The 16475-nt window shown below is 42.3% G+C and carries 14 protein-coding genes; 13 read left to right on the top strand and 1 reads right to left on the bottom strand.

Annotated elements, in window-relative coordinates; all coding sequences use genetic code 11:
• The first annotated feature begins 291 nt into the window (after positions 1 to 291).
• The 5 genes from G625_RS20285 (at position 292) to G625_RS20295 (ending at position 6479) form a co-directional block, all read left to right on the top strand.
• Entirely contained in the window at positions 292 to 687 is a 396-nt protein-coding gene (locus G625_RS20285) for an FMN-binding protein (RefSeq protein WP_049895935.1), read from the top strand.
• A gap of 168 nt (positions 688 to 855) precedes the next feature.
• Positions 856 to 2688 (top strand): MBOAT family O-acyltransferase, encoded by a 1833-nt coding sequence (locus tag G625_RS0114845; RefSeq protein ID WP_029201717.1) that lies wholly within the window; start codon positions 856 to 858, stop codon positions 2686 to 2688.
• Positions 2689 to 2771: 83 nt separating this feature from the next.
• Positions 2772 to 3980, top strand: coding sequence for an alginate O-acetyltransferase AlgX-related protein (locus G625_RS0114850; RefSeq protein ID WP_029201718.1), 1209 nt, complete (start codon positions 2772 to 2774; stop codon positions 3978 to 3980).
• A gap of 88 nt (positions 3981 to 4068) precedes the next feature.
• A complete protein-coding gene (locus G625_RS20290; RefSeq protein WP_044933066.1) occupies positions 4069 to 5349 on the top strand; it encodes a replication-associated recombination protein A in 1281 nt (426 codons plus the stop codon).
• A gap of 233 nt (positions 5350 to 5582) precedes the next feature.
• Complete coding sequence (locus G625_RS20295) at positions 5583 to 6479, top strand: hypothetical protein (RefSeq protein WP_049895936.1); 897 nt, start codon at positions 5583 to 5585, stop codon at positions 6477 to 6479.
• Positions 6480 to 6554: 75 nt separating this feature from the next.
• Here G625_RS20295 and G625_RS0114865 read toward each other — a convergent pair whose 3' ends face one another.
• Positions 6555 to 7682 carry a cation diffusion facilitator family transporter gene (locus G625_RS0114865; protein ID WP_029201719.1) on the bottom strand — a complete coding sequence of 376 codons (1128 nt, stop codon included), beginning with the start codon at positions 7680 to 7682 and terminating at the stop codon, positions 6555 to 6557.
• A gap of 300 nt (positions 7683 to 7982) precedes the next feature.
• Here G625_RS0114865 and G625_RS0114870 point away from each other — a divergent pair, with 300 nt between their 5' ends.
• The 8 genes from G625_RS0114870 to G625_RS0114905 all read left to right on the top strand — a co-directional run bounded on the left by G625_RS0114870 (position 7983) and on the right by G625_RS0114905 (position 16423).
• Complete coding sequence (locus G625_RS0114870; protein ID WP_029201720.1) at positions 7983 to 9653, top strand: AAA family ATPase; 1671 nt, start codon at positions 7983 to 7985, stop codon at positions 9651 to 9653.
• 323 nt (positions 9654 to 9976) lie between these two features.
• Positions 9977 to 11074, top strand: coding sequence for a glycerol dehydrogenase (locus G625_RS0114875; RefSeq protein ID WP_029201721.1), 1098 nt, complete (start codon positions 9977 to 9979; stop codon positions 11072 to 11074).
• A gap of 343 nt (positions 11075 to 11417) precedes the next feature.
• The gene (locus tag G625_RS0114880; protein WP_029201722.1) at positions 11418 to 13091 is read left to right on the top strand and encodes an AAA family ATPase; all 1674 of its coding nucleotides are present in this window, start codon (positions 11418 to 11420) and stop codon (positions 13089 to 13091) included.
• Positions 13092 to 13420: 329 nt separating this feature from the next.
• Positions 13421 to 13636 (top strand): helix-turn-helix transcriptional regulator, encoded by a 216-nt coding sequence (locus G625_RS0114885; RefSeq protein WP_029201723.1) that lies wholly within the window; start codon positions 13421 to 13423, stop codon positions 13634 to 13636.
• Between the two features lie 17 nt (positions 13637 to 13653).
• Complete coding sequence (locus tag G625_RS0114890; protein WP_029201724.1) at positions 13654 to 13977, top strand: HipA N-terminal domain-containing protein; 324 nt, start codon at positions 13654 to 13656, stop codon at positions 13975 to 13977.
• A complete protein-coding gene (locus G625_RS0114895) occupies positions 13970 to 14920 on the top strand; it encodes a HipA domain-containing protein (protein ID WP_029201725.1) in 951 nt (316 codons plus the stop codon). The genes G625_RS0114890 and G625_RS0114895 overlap by 8 nt, the downstream gene beginning before the upstream one ends.
• 78 nt (positions 14921 to 14998) lie before the next feature.
• Positions 14999 to 15499, top strand: a complete 501-nt coding sequence (locus tag G625_RS0114900) for a PD-(D/E)XK nuclease domain-containing protein (protein WP_029201726.1) — start codon at positions 14999 to 15001, stop codon at positions 15497 to 15499.
• Positions 15500 to 15574: 75 nt separating this feature from the next.
• The gene (locus tag G625_RS0114905) at positions 15575 to 16423 is read left to right on the top strand and encodes a DUF3737 family protein (protein ID WP_029201727.1); all 849 of its coding nucleotides are present in this window, start codon (positions 15575 to 15577) and stop codon (positions 16421 to 16423) included.
• The last annotated feature ends 52 nt before the right edge of the window (positions 16424 to 16475 follow it).

A 16475-nucleotide genomic window follows, 5' to 3' on the forward strand; every position in this document is an offset into this window, starting at 1 on the left:
TGAGTCAATGTAACCTGCCATTCAGGATGACTCAAATGCTGGTAACCGGAATATGGGTCAATGTAATGCCTTGTTTACTGCGAAAATAAGGCATACCGGCTGAACTGTTATCATATGTAGCATAACGTGAGTGATATCCGATAAAACCCCTTGTGATAATCGGTGAAGTTTGGCATCATAGTTGTTGTAAATGCTTCCTGCCCACGGCGGCGGGATAAAATATATATTTAAGTGAGAAGCGGGGGTTCTAAGCATTAGCCGGAAACGGCAGCCCGCGGAATGGGGAGTTATATGAAAAAAACATTAATGATAATGTCTGGAGTTCTTTTACTTTCTCTTGCAGCCTGCAATGCAAATAAGGTTCCGGAGGCTACAAAGGAAGAAACAACCGAGGCTCAGGAAAGAGAGCTGGTGGGAAGCGCGGAAGGTTTTGGCGGAACCATTACCGTGACACTCACCATGAAGGGAGACGACATCGTTAAGGCTTCCATAGAGGGTAATGATGAAACTCCGGAGGTTGGCGGCGCAGCCCTTCCCGAGCTTGAGAAGCAGCTGGTTGAAAAGGACGGCTATGAGATCGACGGAGTTTCCGGAGCTACCTATACTTCGGAGGGTGTTATGAATGCCGCAAAGGATGCATTGGGACTTTTTGATACAGAGGCGCCAAAGGAAACCACTAAGGGCTGATAAGTTAAGCTGTCAGCTTTGCCGGTCAGGATTTTGAGTAGACGTTCGGCTGGATAATGCTTTTTATGAAGATAACCTTACATACTTTGAGAAGCTTTCAGCGCCGCACGATTTTATAACGTTTTACAGAGTTATGACCGTAAGCGTCTGAATGGAGAGTCATTCCTCATGGTTTTTAGTTCTATATTGTTTTTATTCGGTTTCCTGCCACTGACACTGGCAGGTTACTATTTGTGTCTGTTTTTAGATAAAAAGATATTTAAGGACCGTAAGATCTTCGGTAATTACTGGCTGCTTTTTATGAGCCTTATTTTCTTTGCGTGGTCGCAGATCGGCTACGTTTGGATCATAGCTGCAAGCATATTTATAAATTACACAGGTGCCTTGCTCATTCATTCAGGCAGGGAAAAGAATTCGCTGCCTGATTCCGCAGTACAGGTACGAAATCCTAACGGCCTTACGGCAGAGGATTCCGCAGTACATGCACGAAATTCTAACGGCCTTACGGCAGAGGATTTCGCAGTATATGCACAAAATCATCCTAACGGCCTTACGGTGAACAAGAGGCCGGAGAAGCTGTTTCTTTTCCTTACGGTTGCGGCAAATCTTCTGCTGCTCTTTTATTTTAAATATTTCGATTTTACCATTGCCACTGTCAATCAGATCTTTAAGACAGGTTTTTCGCTCAGAAATATAGTTCTTCCTATAGGGATAAGTTTTTTCACCTTTCAGGCAATGTCCTACACCATCGATGTGTATCGGAACAAGGCAGGAGTTCAGAAGAACCCTTTTAAGCTTGCTCTTTATGTAATGCTGTTCCCTCAGCTCATTGCGGGGCCCATCGTGCGCTACACGGATGTGGAGGCGGAGATCGATGAGCGAAGTGTCAGTATCGATGATTTTTCTGACGGCGCAAGAAGGTTCATCATAGGACTTTCAAAGAAAGCCCTGATAGCCAATACCATGGCAGTTACTGTGGACAGCATCTGGGGACAGGGAATAGAGAACAATACTGTTGCCATTGCCTGGCTTGGTGCCATAGCCTATGGGCTGCAGATATATTTTGATTTTTCAGGTTATTCGGATATGGCCATAGGTCTCGGAAGGATGTTTGGATTCCGGTTTCTTGAGAACTTTGATCTTCCCTATATTTCAAGGTCCATAACCGAGTTCTGGAGGCGCTGGCATATCTCTCTGTCAAGCTGGTTCAGGGACTATGTGTACATTCCTCTCGGCGGAAACCGTAAAGGCACATTTAAAACCTACAGAAATCTTTTTATCGTTTTTCTTCTTACCGGCATATGGCACGGTGCAGCCTGGAACTACATTTTCTGGGGACTCTGGCATGGCATGTTCATGCTTTTGGAGAGGGCATTCAGGAAACCGGGTGGGAGTAAAACCGGCAGGGTTTCAGGAGCAAATGCAGAAATCCGGAGAAGAGATGAACCGGAAGCTCAGCTGCCTAAAGAGGACACTATGTATGCAAATATCAAAGCATTGATCCGGCATGGCTACACGCTTCTCGTGGTGCTTATCGGCTGGGTATTTTTCAGAGCCGGTTCACTATCCGAAGGTGTGTGGTATCTTAAAACAATGCTGGGTCGTGCCCTGGGGCAGACTCCGGGATACAGTGTGATGTGGTATCTGGATGGCTGGACGGCATTTATTCTGGTGGCAGGCATTGCTTTATCCCTGAATATTCCGGGATTTTTGCTTAGAAAGACAGGGTTTGAAACTGACCGCATACTGAATATAAAAGTGAAGAAATGTGAGGAAAGAGAAGTGCAGGGCAAGACAGAGGTTAAGTCCGAGGTTAAGTCTGTGGTTAAGTCCGAGGTTGAGTCCAAGGTTAAGTCCGAGGTTAAGTCTGAGGTTGAGTCTGCTGGCAATCCGGCTGTATGGACTTTTGTGAGAGACATTGCACTGCTTCTCCTGCTCCTGTTATCGGTTATGCGTATAGTATCCGGTACCTACAATCCGTTTATTTATTTTCAGTTCTGATTTTTCGGGATACCGTTCAGAGATTACGGTATATCTGATTCATCTGTATCTTAAAGGTTTTATAGTTAAGGAAAGGTTTTCCGGTGGAGAATAGAAAACATCTGAAAAAACAGAATATACTATTTGCGGCAGCCTTTCTTCTGGTTCTCTTCATTCCGGTCATTACAACAAACAGGGAGAATGGCGGACTGTCAAAGGATGAGAACCGGTATCTTGCGAGGAGAGCGACCCTTGTGAAGGATGACGGAAGCCTGAACGAAGCATTTGCCTCAGACTTTGAGAACTGGATCAATGACAACATCGGGCTCAGATCCGTGCTGGTCAGGCTCAATGCAGGGCTCCAGTACAGGGTGTTCGGGAATCTTTCTTCTGCGGGAACCGGAAGCTCCGATTTTTATCTGGGACCCAAGGGTGAGTTCAACTATGCGGAAAAGGAAATGCTTGTCGACTATCAGCACAAGAACCTTTACTCTCAGGAGCAGCTGGATGAGACTGCGGCGGCGTACCAGAAGATAAAGGATACTTTGGAGGCGAGGGGTATAAGGTATATTTACCTGCAGTGCCGCGACAAACACAGCATTTATCCCGAGCAGTTCATGACTTCAGTGAACCAGTATGGTGAGGAATCTCTGGTGGACCAGGTCATGAAGAACCTGAAGGCAAACACCACGGTGGAGGTTATCGACACTACCGGGGTTTTGAAAGAAGGAAAAACAGAGGGAGAGACCTTCGGGCGGTACACTGACCCTTCCCATTGGACAGAGTTTGGAGCATATCTAGCCTACAGGCAGCTTATGGAGGAACTGTTAAATACAGGTTCTGATCCTGATGGATCAAAGCAGATCACGGAGAATGCCGTAGAGCCGGCAACTAAGTACAGAGTGCTGGAACCCGAGGACTATGACATTGAGCCGGTGGATATGGGGACCACTCTTTACGGCGGTATACATGAGAGAGATGTACAGCCGTGCTACAGGATAAAGCATCCCGGAGCAGTGGAGGATGATCTTCAGATAACTCCTCTGGAGGGCACCGGGCACAGGGTATTCACCTGTGAAAGCGCCGGAAATGACGAGGTGGTTCTCATCATAGGAGACTCTTATGTTGAGAACTATATCCTTGATGACATTGCCGAAAGCTTCGGAAAAACCATATTTGTCTGGGGAGATTACTCGGACAGATTCATGGATTTTGTTGAGCTGTACAAGCCCACCATCGTGATAAATGAAAATGCCGAACGCTGCAGCTACCGTTTCCCCATGATGGTCAGGATGGCATCGGAGCTGACTTAGAAAGCTGCCGATTCCTTTTGCCGGTCAGGACGACCTCGGGGATTGTGCAGGATGGCCTCGGAGATTTCAAAGAAAGGAAAGAGATATAATGGATCTTTTTGAATATATGGCGGAAAAGAATAAAGAGGATGAAGCTCCTCTTGCTTCACGTATGAGACCCCGGACTCTTGATGAGGTGGTGGGGCAGGAACATATCATCGGCCCGGGAAAGCTGCTTTATCGTGCCATAAAGGCAGATAAGCTTGGTTCCATTATATTTTACGGACCACCGGGAACCGGAAAGACAACATTGGCAAAGGTCATCGCTCATACCACAAGTGCTGATTTTGAGTCTGTCAATGCAACTGTAGCCGGTAAAAAGGACCTGGAGGAAGTGGTGACGAAGGCTAAGCAGAATCAGGGAGGATACGGCAGGAAAACCATACTGTTTGTAGACGAGATACATCGTTTTAACAAAGCCCAGCAGGATTTTCTCCTTCCCTATGTTGAGGACGGCACAGTCACTCTCATAGGCGCCACAACGGAAAATCCTTATTTTGAGGTAAACAGTGCGCTCATATCCCGCTCGAGGATATTTGAGCTTAAACCCCTGTCCCGGGACAATATTGCGACCCTTATAGACAGGGCACTTTCCGATTCCGTAAAGGGCGTCGGATCGTTCCATGCCTACATCGACGATGATGCCAGAGAGTTTCTCGCGGATATCGCAAACGGGGATGCGAGAGCTGCTCTTAATGCCATCGAGCTTGCTGTCCTCACCACTGACAGGGAGCCTGACGGACGTATCCATATCACTCTTCCGGTTGCGGCGGAATGCATACAGAAACGGGCTGTCAGATATGATAAGGACAGCGACAACCATTACGACACCATTTCGGCCTTTATCAAGTCCATGCGTGGCTCTGATCCTGATGCGGCAGTTTATTATCTTGCCCGCATGCTGAAGGCCGGCGAAGATATTAAATTCATTGCGAGACGTATCGTTATCTGCGCTTCCGAGGATGTGGGTAATGCTGACCCTGAGGCATTGGTGGTTGCTACCAATGCTTTTCTGGCTATTGAACGCGTGGGTATGCCGGAAGCACAGATCATTCTCTCCCAGGCCTGTACCTATGTGGCGTCGGCTCCCAAGAGCAATGCCTGCTGTGAGGCTGTATTTGAGGCAATGGAGGAGGTGGAAAGATCCGGAAATCTTCCCATTCCACCATATCTTCAGGATGCACATTATCATGCAAGCGCAGAACTTGGACGAGGGATCGGCTATAAATACCCCCATGATTTTCCCGGAAACTGGGTTGAGCAGCAGTATCTGCCGGATGCCATAAAGGATGCGGAATTTTATCATTATCCTCATAAACATAAAAGGTGATTTCAGATAAAAGTTCCCCCTGGTCCACATCGGCTGAACTTTTACGATTTTCACTTTTTTTAATAAAGAGTTAAGAGGTTTTGGGTAGAAGTGAAGCTTCTTTAGTGCTATTTTTATTATCACCTGGTCTGGGAGAGGGATTACTCTTTTTTGACCGGGAAACAAGAAAAAGAGGAGAATAACAGTGTGTTTATGGCCTTTTTTGGTCGGGAAACACGGAATGGAGAAACATTATGAAAAAGTTTGTATACACAGCGATGACAGTTTTTGCGGTTCTTTCTCTTGCTGCTTGTCAGGGTGGAAAGAAAGAGGCGGCAGAGACTGCTGCTTCAGTGGCTTCCGGAGAGGCTTCCGGCATAGGAGTTGACGGGGATTCCAGTGTTGCAGGACCTGTTGACGTATCAAACATGAAGGATTTTCAGGCTACAGTACAGAAACTGGACGGCACAAAACTTACAGTTGAGTATGAGGATGGCACAAGTTTAACATTGGACACATCCGATGCATTTATAAATCCTGCATGGCAGCTTATGCCGGGGGATGAAGTCGATATCTTCTATAACGGAGAGGATGGTGTAGATATCCCTGCCGATGGCACAAAGGTGGCAGAGGTTGTTATGTCGGTTCCTTATGAGTATGTTTCTGAGGACTTTTCATCAGAACCCCAGGTTTATGGAGAGATAACAAAGCTTTCTGATGATTCCATCACAATTAAAGAGGATGAGGGTATCAATTCTGACAACGGTCCTCAGGATGGAGTTGAGTATACATTTAAGATTCCTTCATATGCCACAACCATAGGAAAAGCAAAGGTTGGTGATTATGCTCAGGTTCTTTATCTCGGAAAGCTTTCATCTGATGATGCCAAGGCGTACCGCATTTGTACAGAGGACATGATGGAGAAAGAGGATTCTGAGGTTTATGAGATCAAGGGAACCATCGCTCAGTTTGCAGACGGTATCATCTACCTTAAGACGGATGAGGGTGAGGTTTTCAATTTCACTGTAGACGGTGATGAGAAGCTGGCAAAGGTTGCCGCTGATTCCATCGGCAAGAAGGCTAAGATAAGCTACACCGATTCTATCAGAATGAGGGTTTCAACCTGTAACGGAATAAAGTTTGTGAAGTGATAAAAAAGCCGGAGGGCATCCATTTAAAAATGGATGCCCTCCGGCTTTTCCTGATTTATTCACGTAAAGCGGCAATTAGTCGCTGAAGTCGGTATCCAGTGCGATGGTTAATGTATAGTCCGGATATACTTTCCGGATTCTGTCTGATACTTCTTTAAAAATTTCATCTTTATTGTTTGCCTTAAAGCTTAAAACCATATCGAAGGATATGTTTTTTGTTTCTTCGTCAACATAGAATCCATGCATCTGCAGCACATATTCATGTGACATTACGATGTTTCTGCAGGTTTCCATCATGGCGTGAGCATTATCATCCTTCGTGTTAATGGAATAAACGCTGACACCCTCAAGCATCACCTTATGTTTCTTATAAACCTCTCGACGGATATTTCTGGTGAGTCTGTCTATCTCTCCTGCAGTCATGGTATCAGGTATTTCAATGTGTACTGAACCTACATAGGTATCGGGACCGTAGGCATGAAGCAACAGATCATAGGCTCCGTTTACTTCCGGGAAGCTTGCAATGGTGGCTTTGATGGCTTTTGTAAAAGAGGCATCTGCTCGTTCTCCGAGTATCTGGGAAACCGTATCCCTGAGCATCTCAATACCTGATTTTATGATCACGATGGAAATAATGGCACCGAGCCAGGCTTCCAGGGAAATGCCTAAAGTCATATATATGGCTGCTGCCACCAGTGTCGATGCAGAAATAATGGAATCAAGGGTTGCATCCGTTCCTGATGCGATAAGGGCATCGGAGTTTACTTTCTCACCAACACTCTTTACATATCTTCCGAGAAGAATCTTAACCACCACTGCAGCCGCAACTATAACAAGTGTGACCGTACTGTAATCGGCTTTCTCAGGAGAAAGGATCTTCTTTACCGATTCCACAAAAGATGTTACGCCGGCATAGAGAACGATGACAGAGATGATGGTTGCACTGAGATATTCAAGTCTTCCGTATCCCAAAGGATGTTTTCTGTCGGGTTTTCTTCCGGCAAGTTTTGTTCCTGCTATGGTTATGACCGATGACATGGCATCGGATAAGTTGTTGACCGCGTCAAGCACGATGGCGATGGAGTTTGACAGTACACCGACTATCGCTTTAAAGGTAGCGAGGAAAACATTGGCAACTATACCTAAGATGCTGGTTCTAACGATGACGCTGTCTCTGCTTTGCTCTGTATTTTCTTGTGACATAAATTCAATCCTCCCTATAAAGGTATATTTTTCTCCGACTATGCCTTACATACCGATGCAGATATATTCGGATCCATATAGCTCTTTTTAATATATTATATCAAAGTATGTTAACCTAATCGGAAATGTTTTGTAAATAGTTAAGCTGCAAGCGGGATTGTCAGCATGATACTCTGTGGTAACAGTTCTGTCGGTGAGCCATGGGGACGGGGTTAGTGGTCCATCAATTGAGGGAAGTAATGAATTATGATAGTATAAGCACATAAGTATATATGTATGTAGTGAGAAGAGGTGCATCACATGTTAAAGACTGTCGGACTTGGCATACAGGATTATGAAAAGGTCATAGAACAAAACAATTTCTATGTTGACAAAACAAAGTTTATTTCTGAGTGGTGGAGAAGCAACGATGATATCACCCTGATCACCCGTCCGCGTCGTTTCGGAAAAACACTGATGCTGAGTACAGTAGAAAAGTTCTTCTCGGTGAGACAGGGAAACAATGAGGAACTCTTTAGGGGATTAAATATTTCCAAAGATACAGAAATGATGGAGGAGTGTGGTAAGTGGCCGGTACTCTTTGTTTCGTTTGCAGCAATAAAAGCAGAGAATTTTAAAGATGCTTTGATTCAGTTCGTTCAGACTTTTATGGATTTGAAAATAAATCTATCTTTTATAAAGGATAATCTGTCTGATGATGAACTTGAGTTATGGAATGAAATTAATTATAAAATGGATGCATCTGTAGCGATTAAGTGTCTGAACAATTTTTCATCGTGGCTCAATAGATATTATGGAAAAAAAGTCATAATCCTGATTGATGAATACGACACTCCTATGCAGGAAGCATATGTCAATGGCTATTGGGATGAAATCTCCGGATTTATGCGGAATATGTTCAACTCTACACTTAAAACGAATCCTTATCTGGGAAAAGCACTTCTGACCGGTATTACAAGAGTCAGCCGAGAGTCATTGTTTTCAGATCTTAATAACCTAAAGATAGTGACTGTATCTTCTGACAAGTATGCGGACTGTTTTGGATTTACTGAAAAGGAAGTATTTGAAGCTCTGGATAGTTACGGATACAGTTTTGAAAAGGAAAAGGTAAAAGCTTGGTATGATGGGTTCAAGTTTGGAAACACTGAGGATATCTATAATCCATGGTCCATCATCTCTTTCCTTCAGGAAGGAAAATATGAGCCGTACTGGGCCAATACAAGTTCAAACTCACTTGTTTCAAAGCTTGTAAGAGAAGGTGATGTTGAGATAAAGAAGTCTTTTGAAGAACTCCTGAAGGGCGGTAGTGTGAAATCAGAGATAGATGAGCAGCTTGTTTTCGGAGAAATGGACGGAAATAAAAAAGCAGTCTGGAGTCTTCTGTATGCAAGCGGGTATCTCAAGGCAATAGCCAAAGAAGATGTCAGTGGAGTAACTGAATATGAGCTGAAACTGACAAATTATGAGGTTATGGTGAGCTTCAGCATACTTGTAAAGAGATGGTTTGAAAATGCCGGATATAACTACAGCTATTTCGTTAAAGCACTTCTGGAAGGCAACATAGACGATATGATGGATACAATGTCGGAAATCTGTGAAGACATGATAAGTACCTTTGACGGGAGCGGCAAGGCGGCTCCGGAAAACTTCTACCATGGTCTTGTGATTGGTCTTCTTGTAGAACTCCGGGACAGATATGAGATAAAGTCAAACCGTGAGAGTGGCCTCGGACGTTATGATGTGATGCTCCGCCCGAAGGACAAAAAGGATAATGCTGTGATCATCGAGTTTAAGTCAAAACGAAGAAGCGAAAAAGGAAAATCCCTTGACGAGCTTTGCGATATGGCTCTTAAACAGATCGAAGACAAGAAGTATGAAGCTGAACTTCTGGAAGCAGGATTCGACAAGGAAAAGATAATAAAACTTGCTTTTGCCTTTGAGGGAAAGGAAGTTATGATTAAAAGGGATTAAAGATAAAAAACGGTTATACCTAATCTGCAAAAATTGCAGTGGGTATAACCGTTTTTTGAAGTGATTAATTATGAAAATGAAACAACTCAGAATCTGTAAACAAAGACGTTTTCGGTGTCCATCGTCCCTGTCACCACTGTGTTTGCCCCTATAGCAGCATTACGAATATACAATTGAGAGTCACAACGAGAGGGAAATAATTATGTGAATTGTTTATCAATAAGTACAATCTTAAACATTGTAACCCAATAGTAAAAGGGTTAAAATTATATCAGCATTGTTAATAAATTAACGTTTTCTGATAAGGAGGCACATTCATTATGATGGGCAGGTTAAGAGCAATGCGCGAACCACTCAAGTATGTTCAGGGGCGAGACGCATTAAACAAGTTTTACGATGAGATGGGTTACATGGGCAAGCGTTGGCTGTTTGTATGTTCCAACAGCGGATACAAAGCTTGTCACGACAAGATTGAGAAGAGCTTTGAAGGTCATGATGATTACAGACGTTATGAGATCTTCGGCGGAATCTCCAGCAATGGTGAAATAAAGAAAATGCAGGAGATAGTTAAAAATGACAACATTGACGTTGTTGTCGCTATAGGTGGAGGAAGTGCTGTTGATACAGCCAAGGCTACTGCATACTATGAGGGCAAGCATATCGTCATAGTTCCTACAGTTGCTGCAACAGATGCTCCTTGTACAGGGCTTTCAGTTATTTATAACAATGACCACAGCTTTGACAAGTATCTTTTCTATCCGACAAATCCTGATGCGGTAATTGTTGATTGTAATGTAATAGCAAACGCACCAGTACATTTCCTTGTTTCAGGAATGGGTGATGCTCTCGGAACATATTTCGAGGGAAGAGCTTCTATTCGTACAGAATCAGCAAGCCTTGAGGGAACCGGAATCACAAGAGCCGGTCAGGCACTTGCAAAGCTTTGCTATGAGACACTTCGTCAGTATGGAAAGCAGGCTATAGAGGCTTGCAAGCTTCATGTAGTAACTCCTGCACTTGAGAATATTATTGAGGCAAATGTTTACCTTTCAGGTGTAGGTGCTGATAATGTAAACTGCGCAGCTGCACACTCATTCTATAATGGTGTCACTGCTGTAGGTTGTAAACATGCGGATCATGGAGATTGTGTTGCTCTCGGGACACTGGTACAGTTGGTACTTGAAGGTGCAACGAAGGAAGAATTTGATGATGTCCAGAGTTTCTGTATGGAAGTTGGTCTTCCTGTAACTCTTGAGCAGATAGGAATTACAACAGAAGATCAGGTAAGAATCATTGCTGAGAATGCCTGTGTACCTGGTGAAACGATTCATAACCTTGCAGGCGATGTTCAGCCATGTGAACTTTATGATGCGATCATGCAGGCAGATGCCATGGGAAAAATCGCATTAGGCAAGGTATAATATTTAAATGATATGAATGTAATCAAAATTGGCATATCACTTTAGATGTTTTTGTACCGACCCCCAAAAAGTCAGAACCAAAATCTGACTTTTGAGAGGTCGGTATTTTTATGGCACATAATTAACAAGCACAGCATAATGTATTTAGAAAAACAGCTATGTAATATCTGTTTGATGATAAGAACAGATATGCATAGCTGTTTTTTATCATGAGCTGATTTTGTAATAATAAACGTTTAACGGAGCCCACGCTGACAATGCTGCACTTAATTGAGGGAAGTAATTAGTTATGGTAGTATATGCATATACAACTATACAGATGTAGCGAGAAGAGGTGCAGTGCATGTTAAAGACAGTCGGACTTGGCATTCAGGATTTTGAAAAGGTCATAGAACAAAACAATTTCTATGTTGACAAAACAAAGTTTATTTCTGAGTGGTGGAGAAGCAATGATGATATCACCCTGATCACCCGTCCGCGCCGTTTCGGAAAAACACTGATGCTGAGTACAGTAGAAAAGTTCTTCTCGGTGAGACAGGGAAACAATGAGGAACTCTTCAAGGGTTTAAATGTTTACAATGATACGGAAATGATGGAGGAATGCGGCAAATGGCCGGTACTATTTATTTCATTTGCCGTGGTTAAAGCAGAGACATATCAAGGTGCGTTACAACAGTTTAACTGGCTATTTACTGAATGGATTGCACGAAATAACTGGCTCAAGGATAAAATGAGTGATAAAGACCTGGAATTTTACAAAAAAGTAAGTTACGACATGGATGAGAAAACAGCAGGTCAATGTCTTAATACTTTTTGCAGGTGGCTTTCAGATTACTATGGTAAAAAAGTCATAATCCTGATTGATGAATACGATACCCCTATGCAGGAAGCGTATGTAATCGGATACTGGGATGAGCTCGTTGGATTTATGCGGAACATGTTCAACTCTACACTTAAAACAAATCCTTATCTCGGGAAAGCGCTTCTGACCGGTATCACGAGAGTAAGCAGAGAGTCTTTGTTTTCGGATTTAAATAATCTACAGATAGTAACTATTTCATCAAATATGTATGCAGACTGTTTTGGATTTACAGAAAAGGAAGTATTTGAATCTTTGGACAGTTACGGATATAGTTCCGAAAAGGAAAAGGTAAAAGCATGGTATGACGGGTTTAAGTTTGGAAACACTGAGGATATCTATAATCCATGGTCCATCATCTCTTTCCTTCAGGAAGGAAAATATGAGCCGTACTGGGCCAATACAAGCTCAAACTCACTTGTTTCAAAGCTTGTAAGAGAAGGTGATGTTGAGATAAAGAAGTCTTTTGAAGAGCTCCTGAAGGGCGGTAGTGTGAGATCAGAGATAGATGAGCAGCTTGTTTTCGGAGAAATGGACGGGAACAAAAAGGCAGTCTGGAGTCTTCTGTATGCAAGCGGGTATCTCAAGGCAATAGCCAAAGAAGAAATCAGTGGAGTAACTGAATATGAGCTGAAACTGACAAATTATGAGGTTATGGTGAGCTTCAGCATACTTGTAAAGAGATGGTTTGAAAATGCCGGACATAACTACAGCTATTTCGTTAAAGCACTTCTGGAAGGCAACATAGACGATATGATGGATACCATGTCGGAAATCTGTGAAGACATGATGAGCACTTTTGACGGAAGCGGCAAGGCAGCCCCGGAAAACTTCTACCATGGTCTTGTAATTGGTCTTCTTGTGGAACTACGTGACAGATATGAGATAAAGTCAAACCGTGAAAGTGGTCTCGGACGTTATGATGTGATGCTCCGTCCGAAAGATAAAAAGGATAATGCTGTGATCATCGAGTTTAAGTCAAAACGAAGAAGCGAAAAAGGTAAGACACTTGATGAGCTATGCGATATGGCATTAAAACAGATCGAAGATAAAAAGTATGAAGCAGAGCTGCTGTCAGCAGGATTTGACAAAGAAAAGATAATTAAGCTTGCCTTTGCATTTGAGGGAAAGGAAGTTCTGATAAAGAAGGCATTATAGTCAATTACCCACGACCTAAAGGTCATGGGCTTGCAACTACCTAGTCGTGCTAACGGCTCTCGCCTCCGACCTTTAAACCCCGATAGGCATTAGCCTAAAGTGGTGTTGCATCATGGTGTGATTGACGACACCCCTTACGGCAAAGTTTACTCTGTCGTAACTGTATATAATGCCATAAGGAAGTGGATGTTGCATAGTTTGCAGCATCCACTTTAAAATATATACCCTGTAGGGTATATATTTGTGAAGAAAATATAAAATGCACCCAAACGGGTATAAAACGATGAAGTCCGATTGAAATAATACCCGATTGGGTATATATTGTTGTTATGAGTAATACTATTTCAGAATTTATCAAAACAGAGAGAAAGAAAGCCGGGCTTACCCAGGAAGAATTTGCACTTAGAGCCGGATTAGGACTAAGATTTGTCAGAGAACTGGAACAGGGTAAGGAGACTGTTCGCATGGACAAAGTAAATCAGGCGCTGGGGATGTTTGGCATGGAAGCTGTCCCGGGAAAGATAAACCGGGATGAATTTAAGTGAATCTTTGAGAATATAGCATGGGTAGATCAGGAAAAGTTTTTGTCCAAAACAAATACGCGGGGATTATAAAAGAAACAGAGGAAGGGTATGAGTTTTTATACGATGATGAATATCTTAAATCAGAAGAAGCTTTGCCGATAAGCTTAACATTTCCTTTGTCAAATGAAGTTTTTAAGTCCAATACATTGTTCCCTTTTTTTGATGGATTGATTCCGGAAGGGTGGCTTCTGGGAGTTGTCGAAAGAAACTGGAAGATAGATGGGAAAGACAGATTTGGTTTAATGCTTGTGACATGTGGTGATTGTATAGGAGATGTAAGAATAGAGGCCGGCGATGACTAGATGTTTGTGCTGCAATAAGATCATACAAAACCCTAATGACTATGAATCAAAAGTTTCATGGCATCAAAAATGTATAAAATCATTTTTTGGAACTGTGATGCTTCCTGAACTTGACTGCTCAGATGAAGAGTTAGAAGCATTGGCCCAAAGTACTGTCAACAAGGGACTTACTGTGCCGGGAGTACAAAAGAAATTATCGCTTCATCTTGATAAGGATGCTAATGTTTCGAGACTTACAGTAGTTGACTATCCGACAGGTTATATTCTGAAGCCACAATCAAATGATTTCGATCATTTACCGGAAGTGGAATATCTTACGATGAAAATGGCCGAAGCATGCAGGATAAAAACTGTACCCAATGCATTGATAAGCAGCAGGGGCAAACTCGCATATATAACGAAAAGAATTGACAGATCAAAAGGGAAAATGTATGCGATGGAAGATTTTTGCCAGTTATCAGGCAGGATGACCGAGGATAAATACAGAGGTTCCTATGAGCAGTGTGGGAAAATAATAAAGAAGTATTCACAAAACATCGGAATCGATCTGGCTGAATTATTCTATAGACTCGTTTTTTGTTATGTAACCGGGAATTCTGATATGCATCTCAAAAATTTTTCGTTGATAGAAAATAAACCCGGAAGCAGAGTGTTTGGTTTATCAGAGGCTTATGATCTTTTGCCTGTGAACATCATACTTCCTGCTGATAAAGAACAGGTAGCTTTAACTCTTAATGGAAAAAAGAGAAATCTTCGAAAAAAAGACTTTTTTGCATTGGCAGAGAGCTTTGAGCTGAGCGAAAAAACTGCCCAAGGTTTGATGAAACAGGTTCTTAAGTATAAGGATGTATTCATTGAACTTATAAATCAGGCATATATTCCTTTTGAGATGAAGGAAGACTATATAAATCTGATAAGTCAGAGAGCAGAATCTTTTAAGTGATCAAGGAAATTGGCAATAGCCAAATAAGATATCAGTGGAGTAACTGAATATGAGCTGAAACTGACAAATTATGAGGTTATGGTCAGTTTCAGCATACTTGTAAAGAGGTGGTTTGAAAATGCAGGACATATCTATAGCTACTTCGTGAAAGCACTACTTGAAGGCAACATAGACGATATGATGGATACAATGTCAGAAATCTGTGAAGACATGATAAGCACCTTTGACGGGAGCGGCAAGGCAGCCCCTGAAAATTTCTATCATGGCCTTGTGATTGGGCTTCTTGTGGAACTCCGTGACAGATATGAGATAAAGTCAAACCGTGAAAGTGGTCTCGGACGTTATGATGTGATGCTCCGTCCAAAAGATAAAAAGGATAATGCTGTGATCATCGAGTTTAAGTCAAAACGAAGAAGCGAAAAGGGTAAGACACTTGATGAGCTATGCGATATGGCATTAAAACAGATTGAAGATAAAAAGTATGAAGCAGAGCTGCTGTCAGCAGGATTTGACAAAGAAAAGATAATAAAACTTGCCTTTGCCTTTGAAGGAAAGGAAGTTCTGATAAAAAGACATTAAATTAAACACATAAACATATAAAAATCGATGTTATTATAGTAACAATTAAAGACATTATATTGAGGAAAGAGATTAGTGAGAGATACGGTTATAAAGAACGAAGTATTTGATGAAGAGAGAGCTCTTTATGGAAGCAGGGATATCGTAGTTGAGGGCTGTAGGTTTGACGGACCCGCAGATGGGGAGAGTGCTTTTAAAGAGAGCAGAAATGTTGTGGTGAAGGATAGTTATTTCAATCTTAGATATCCGTTTTGGCATGATGATAAATTAGAGCTTGATAATATTGAAATGACTGAGAACTGTAGAGCAGCTCTTTGGTATACAAATGATGCAGCAATCAGAAATTCAAAGATGCACGGAATAAAGGCACTGAGGGAATGTTCTGATATAAGGATAGAAAACAGTGACATCATTTCTCCTGAATTTGGCTGGTCTGTAAAGAATATCAAAATGAAGGATACTGATGTTCAGAGTGAATATTTCATGATGAGATCCGAGCAGCTTGATTTTTCGAATGTGACACTCAAGGGCAAATATTCTTTCCAGTACATTGCGGATTCTGTTTTTGAGAACTGTAATTTAGACACAAAAGATGCCTTCTGGCATGCGAAAAATGTAGTGGTGAGAAATAGTGTGGTAAAGGGTGAATATCTCGCATGGTACTGTGAAAATGTCATCTTTGAAAATTGCATGATCATAGGGACTCAGCCTCTTTGCTACTGCAAGGGATTAAAGCTTATCAACTGCAGGATGATCGATACAGATCTTGCCTTTGAAAAGTCAGATGTCGAAGCAACCATAACCACTCCGATGATCAGTATAAAGAATCCTCTTTCGGGTTCCATATCGGTTCCTGAAGTATCAGAGATCATCAGGGATGACGTGAATGCAAAGGGAAAGATCGTAATAGGTGGAAAGGAATAGTACACCTGATCAGAATATACCTGTTCTGGCATTGGCAGATAGCTTTGATTTG

The sequence above is a fragment of the Oribacterium sp. NK2B42 genome (assembly GCF_000424445.1).
Taxonomy (GTDB): domain Bacteria; phylum Bacillota; class Clostridia; order Lachnospirales; family Lachnospiraceae; genus Oribacterium.

Coding starts and splice junctions, on each gene's coding strand:
- G625_RS0114880 (WP_029201722.1), top strand. CDS start 11,418: ATGTTAAAGACAGTCGGACTTGGCATTCAGGATTTTGAAAAGGTCATA.
- G625_RS0114870 (WP_029201720.1), top strand. CDS start 7,983: ATGTTAAAGACTGTCGGACTTGGCATACAGGATTATGAAAAGGTCATA.
- G625_RS0114890 (WP_029201724.1), top strand. CDS start 13,654: ATGGGTAGATCAGGAAAAGTTTTTGTCCAAAACAAATACGCGGGGATT.
- G625_RS0114885 (WP_029201723.1), top strand. CDS start 13,421: ATGAGTAATACTATTTCAGAATTTATCAAAACAGAGAGAAAGAAAGCC.
- G625_RS20285 (WP_049895935.1), top strand. CDS start 292: ATGAAAAAAACATTAATGATAATGTCTGGAGTTCTTTTACTTTCTCTT.
- G625_RS20295 (WP_049895936.1), top strand. CDS start 5,583: ATGAAAAAGTTTGTATACACAGCGATGACAGTTTTTGCGGTTCTTTCT.
- G625_RS20290 (WP_044933066.1), top strand. CDS start 4,069: ATGGATCTTTTTGAATATATGGCGGAAAAGAATAAAGAGGATGAAGCT.
- G625_RS0114900 (WP_029201726.1), top strand. CDS start 14,999: ATGGTCAGTTTCAGCATACTTGTAAAGAGGTGGTTTGAAAATGCAGGA.
- G625_RS0114865 (WP_029201719.1), bottom strand. CDS start 7,682: ATGTCACAAGAAAATACAGAGCAAAGCAGAGACAGCGTCATCGTTAGA.
- G625_RS0114895 (WP_029201725.1), top strand. CDS start 13,970: ATGACTAGATGTTTGTGCTGCAATAAGATCATACAAAACCCTAATGAC.
- G625_RS0114845 (WP_029201717.1), top strand. CDS start 856: ATGGTTTTTAGTTCTATATTGTTTTTATTCGGTTTCCTGCCACTGACA.
- G625_RS0114875 (WP_029201721.1), top strand. CDS start 9,977: ATGGGCAGGTTAAGAGCAATGCGCGAACCACTCAAGTATGTTCAGGGG.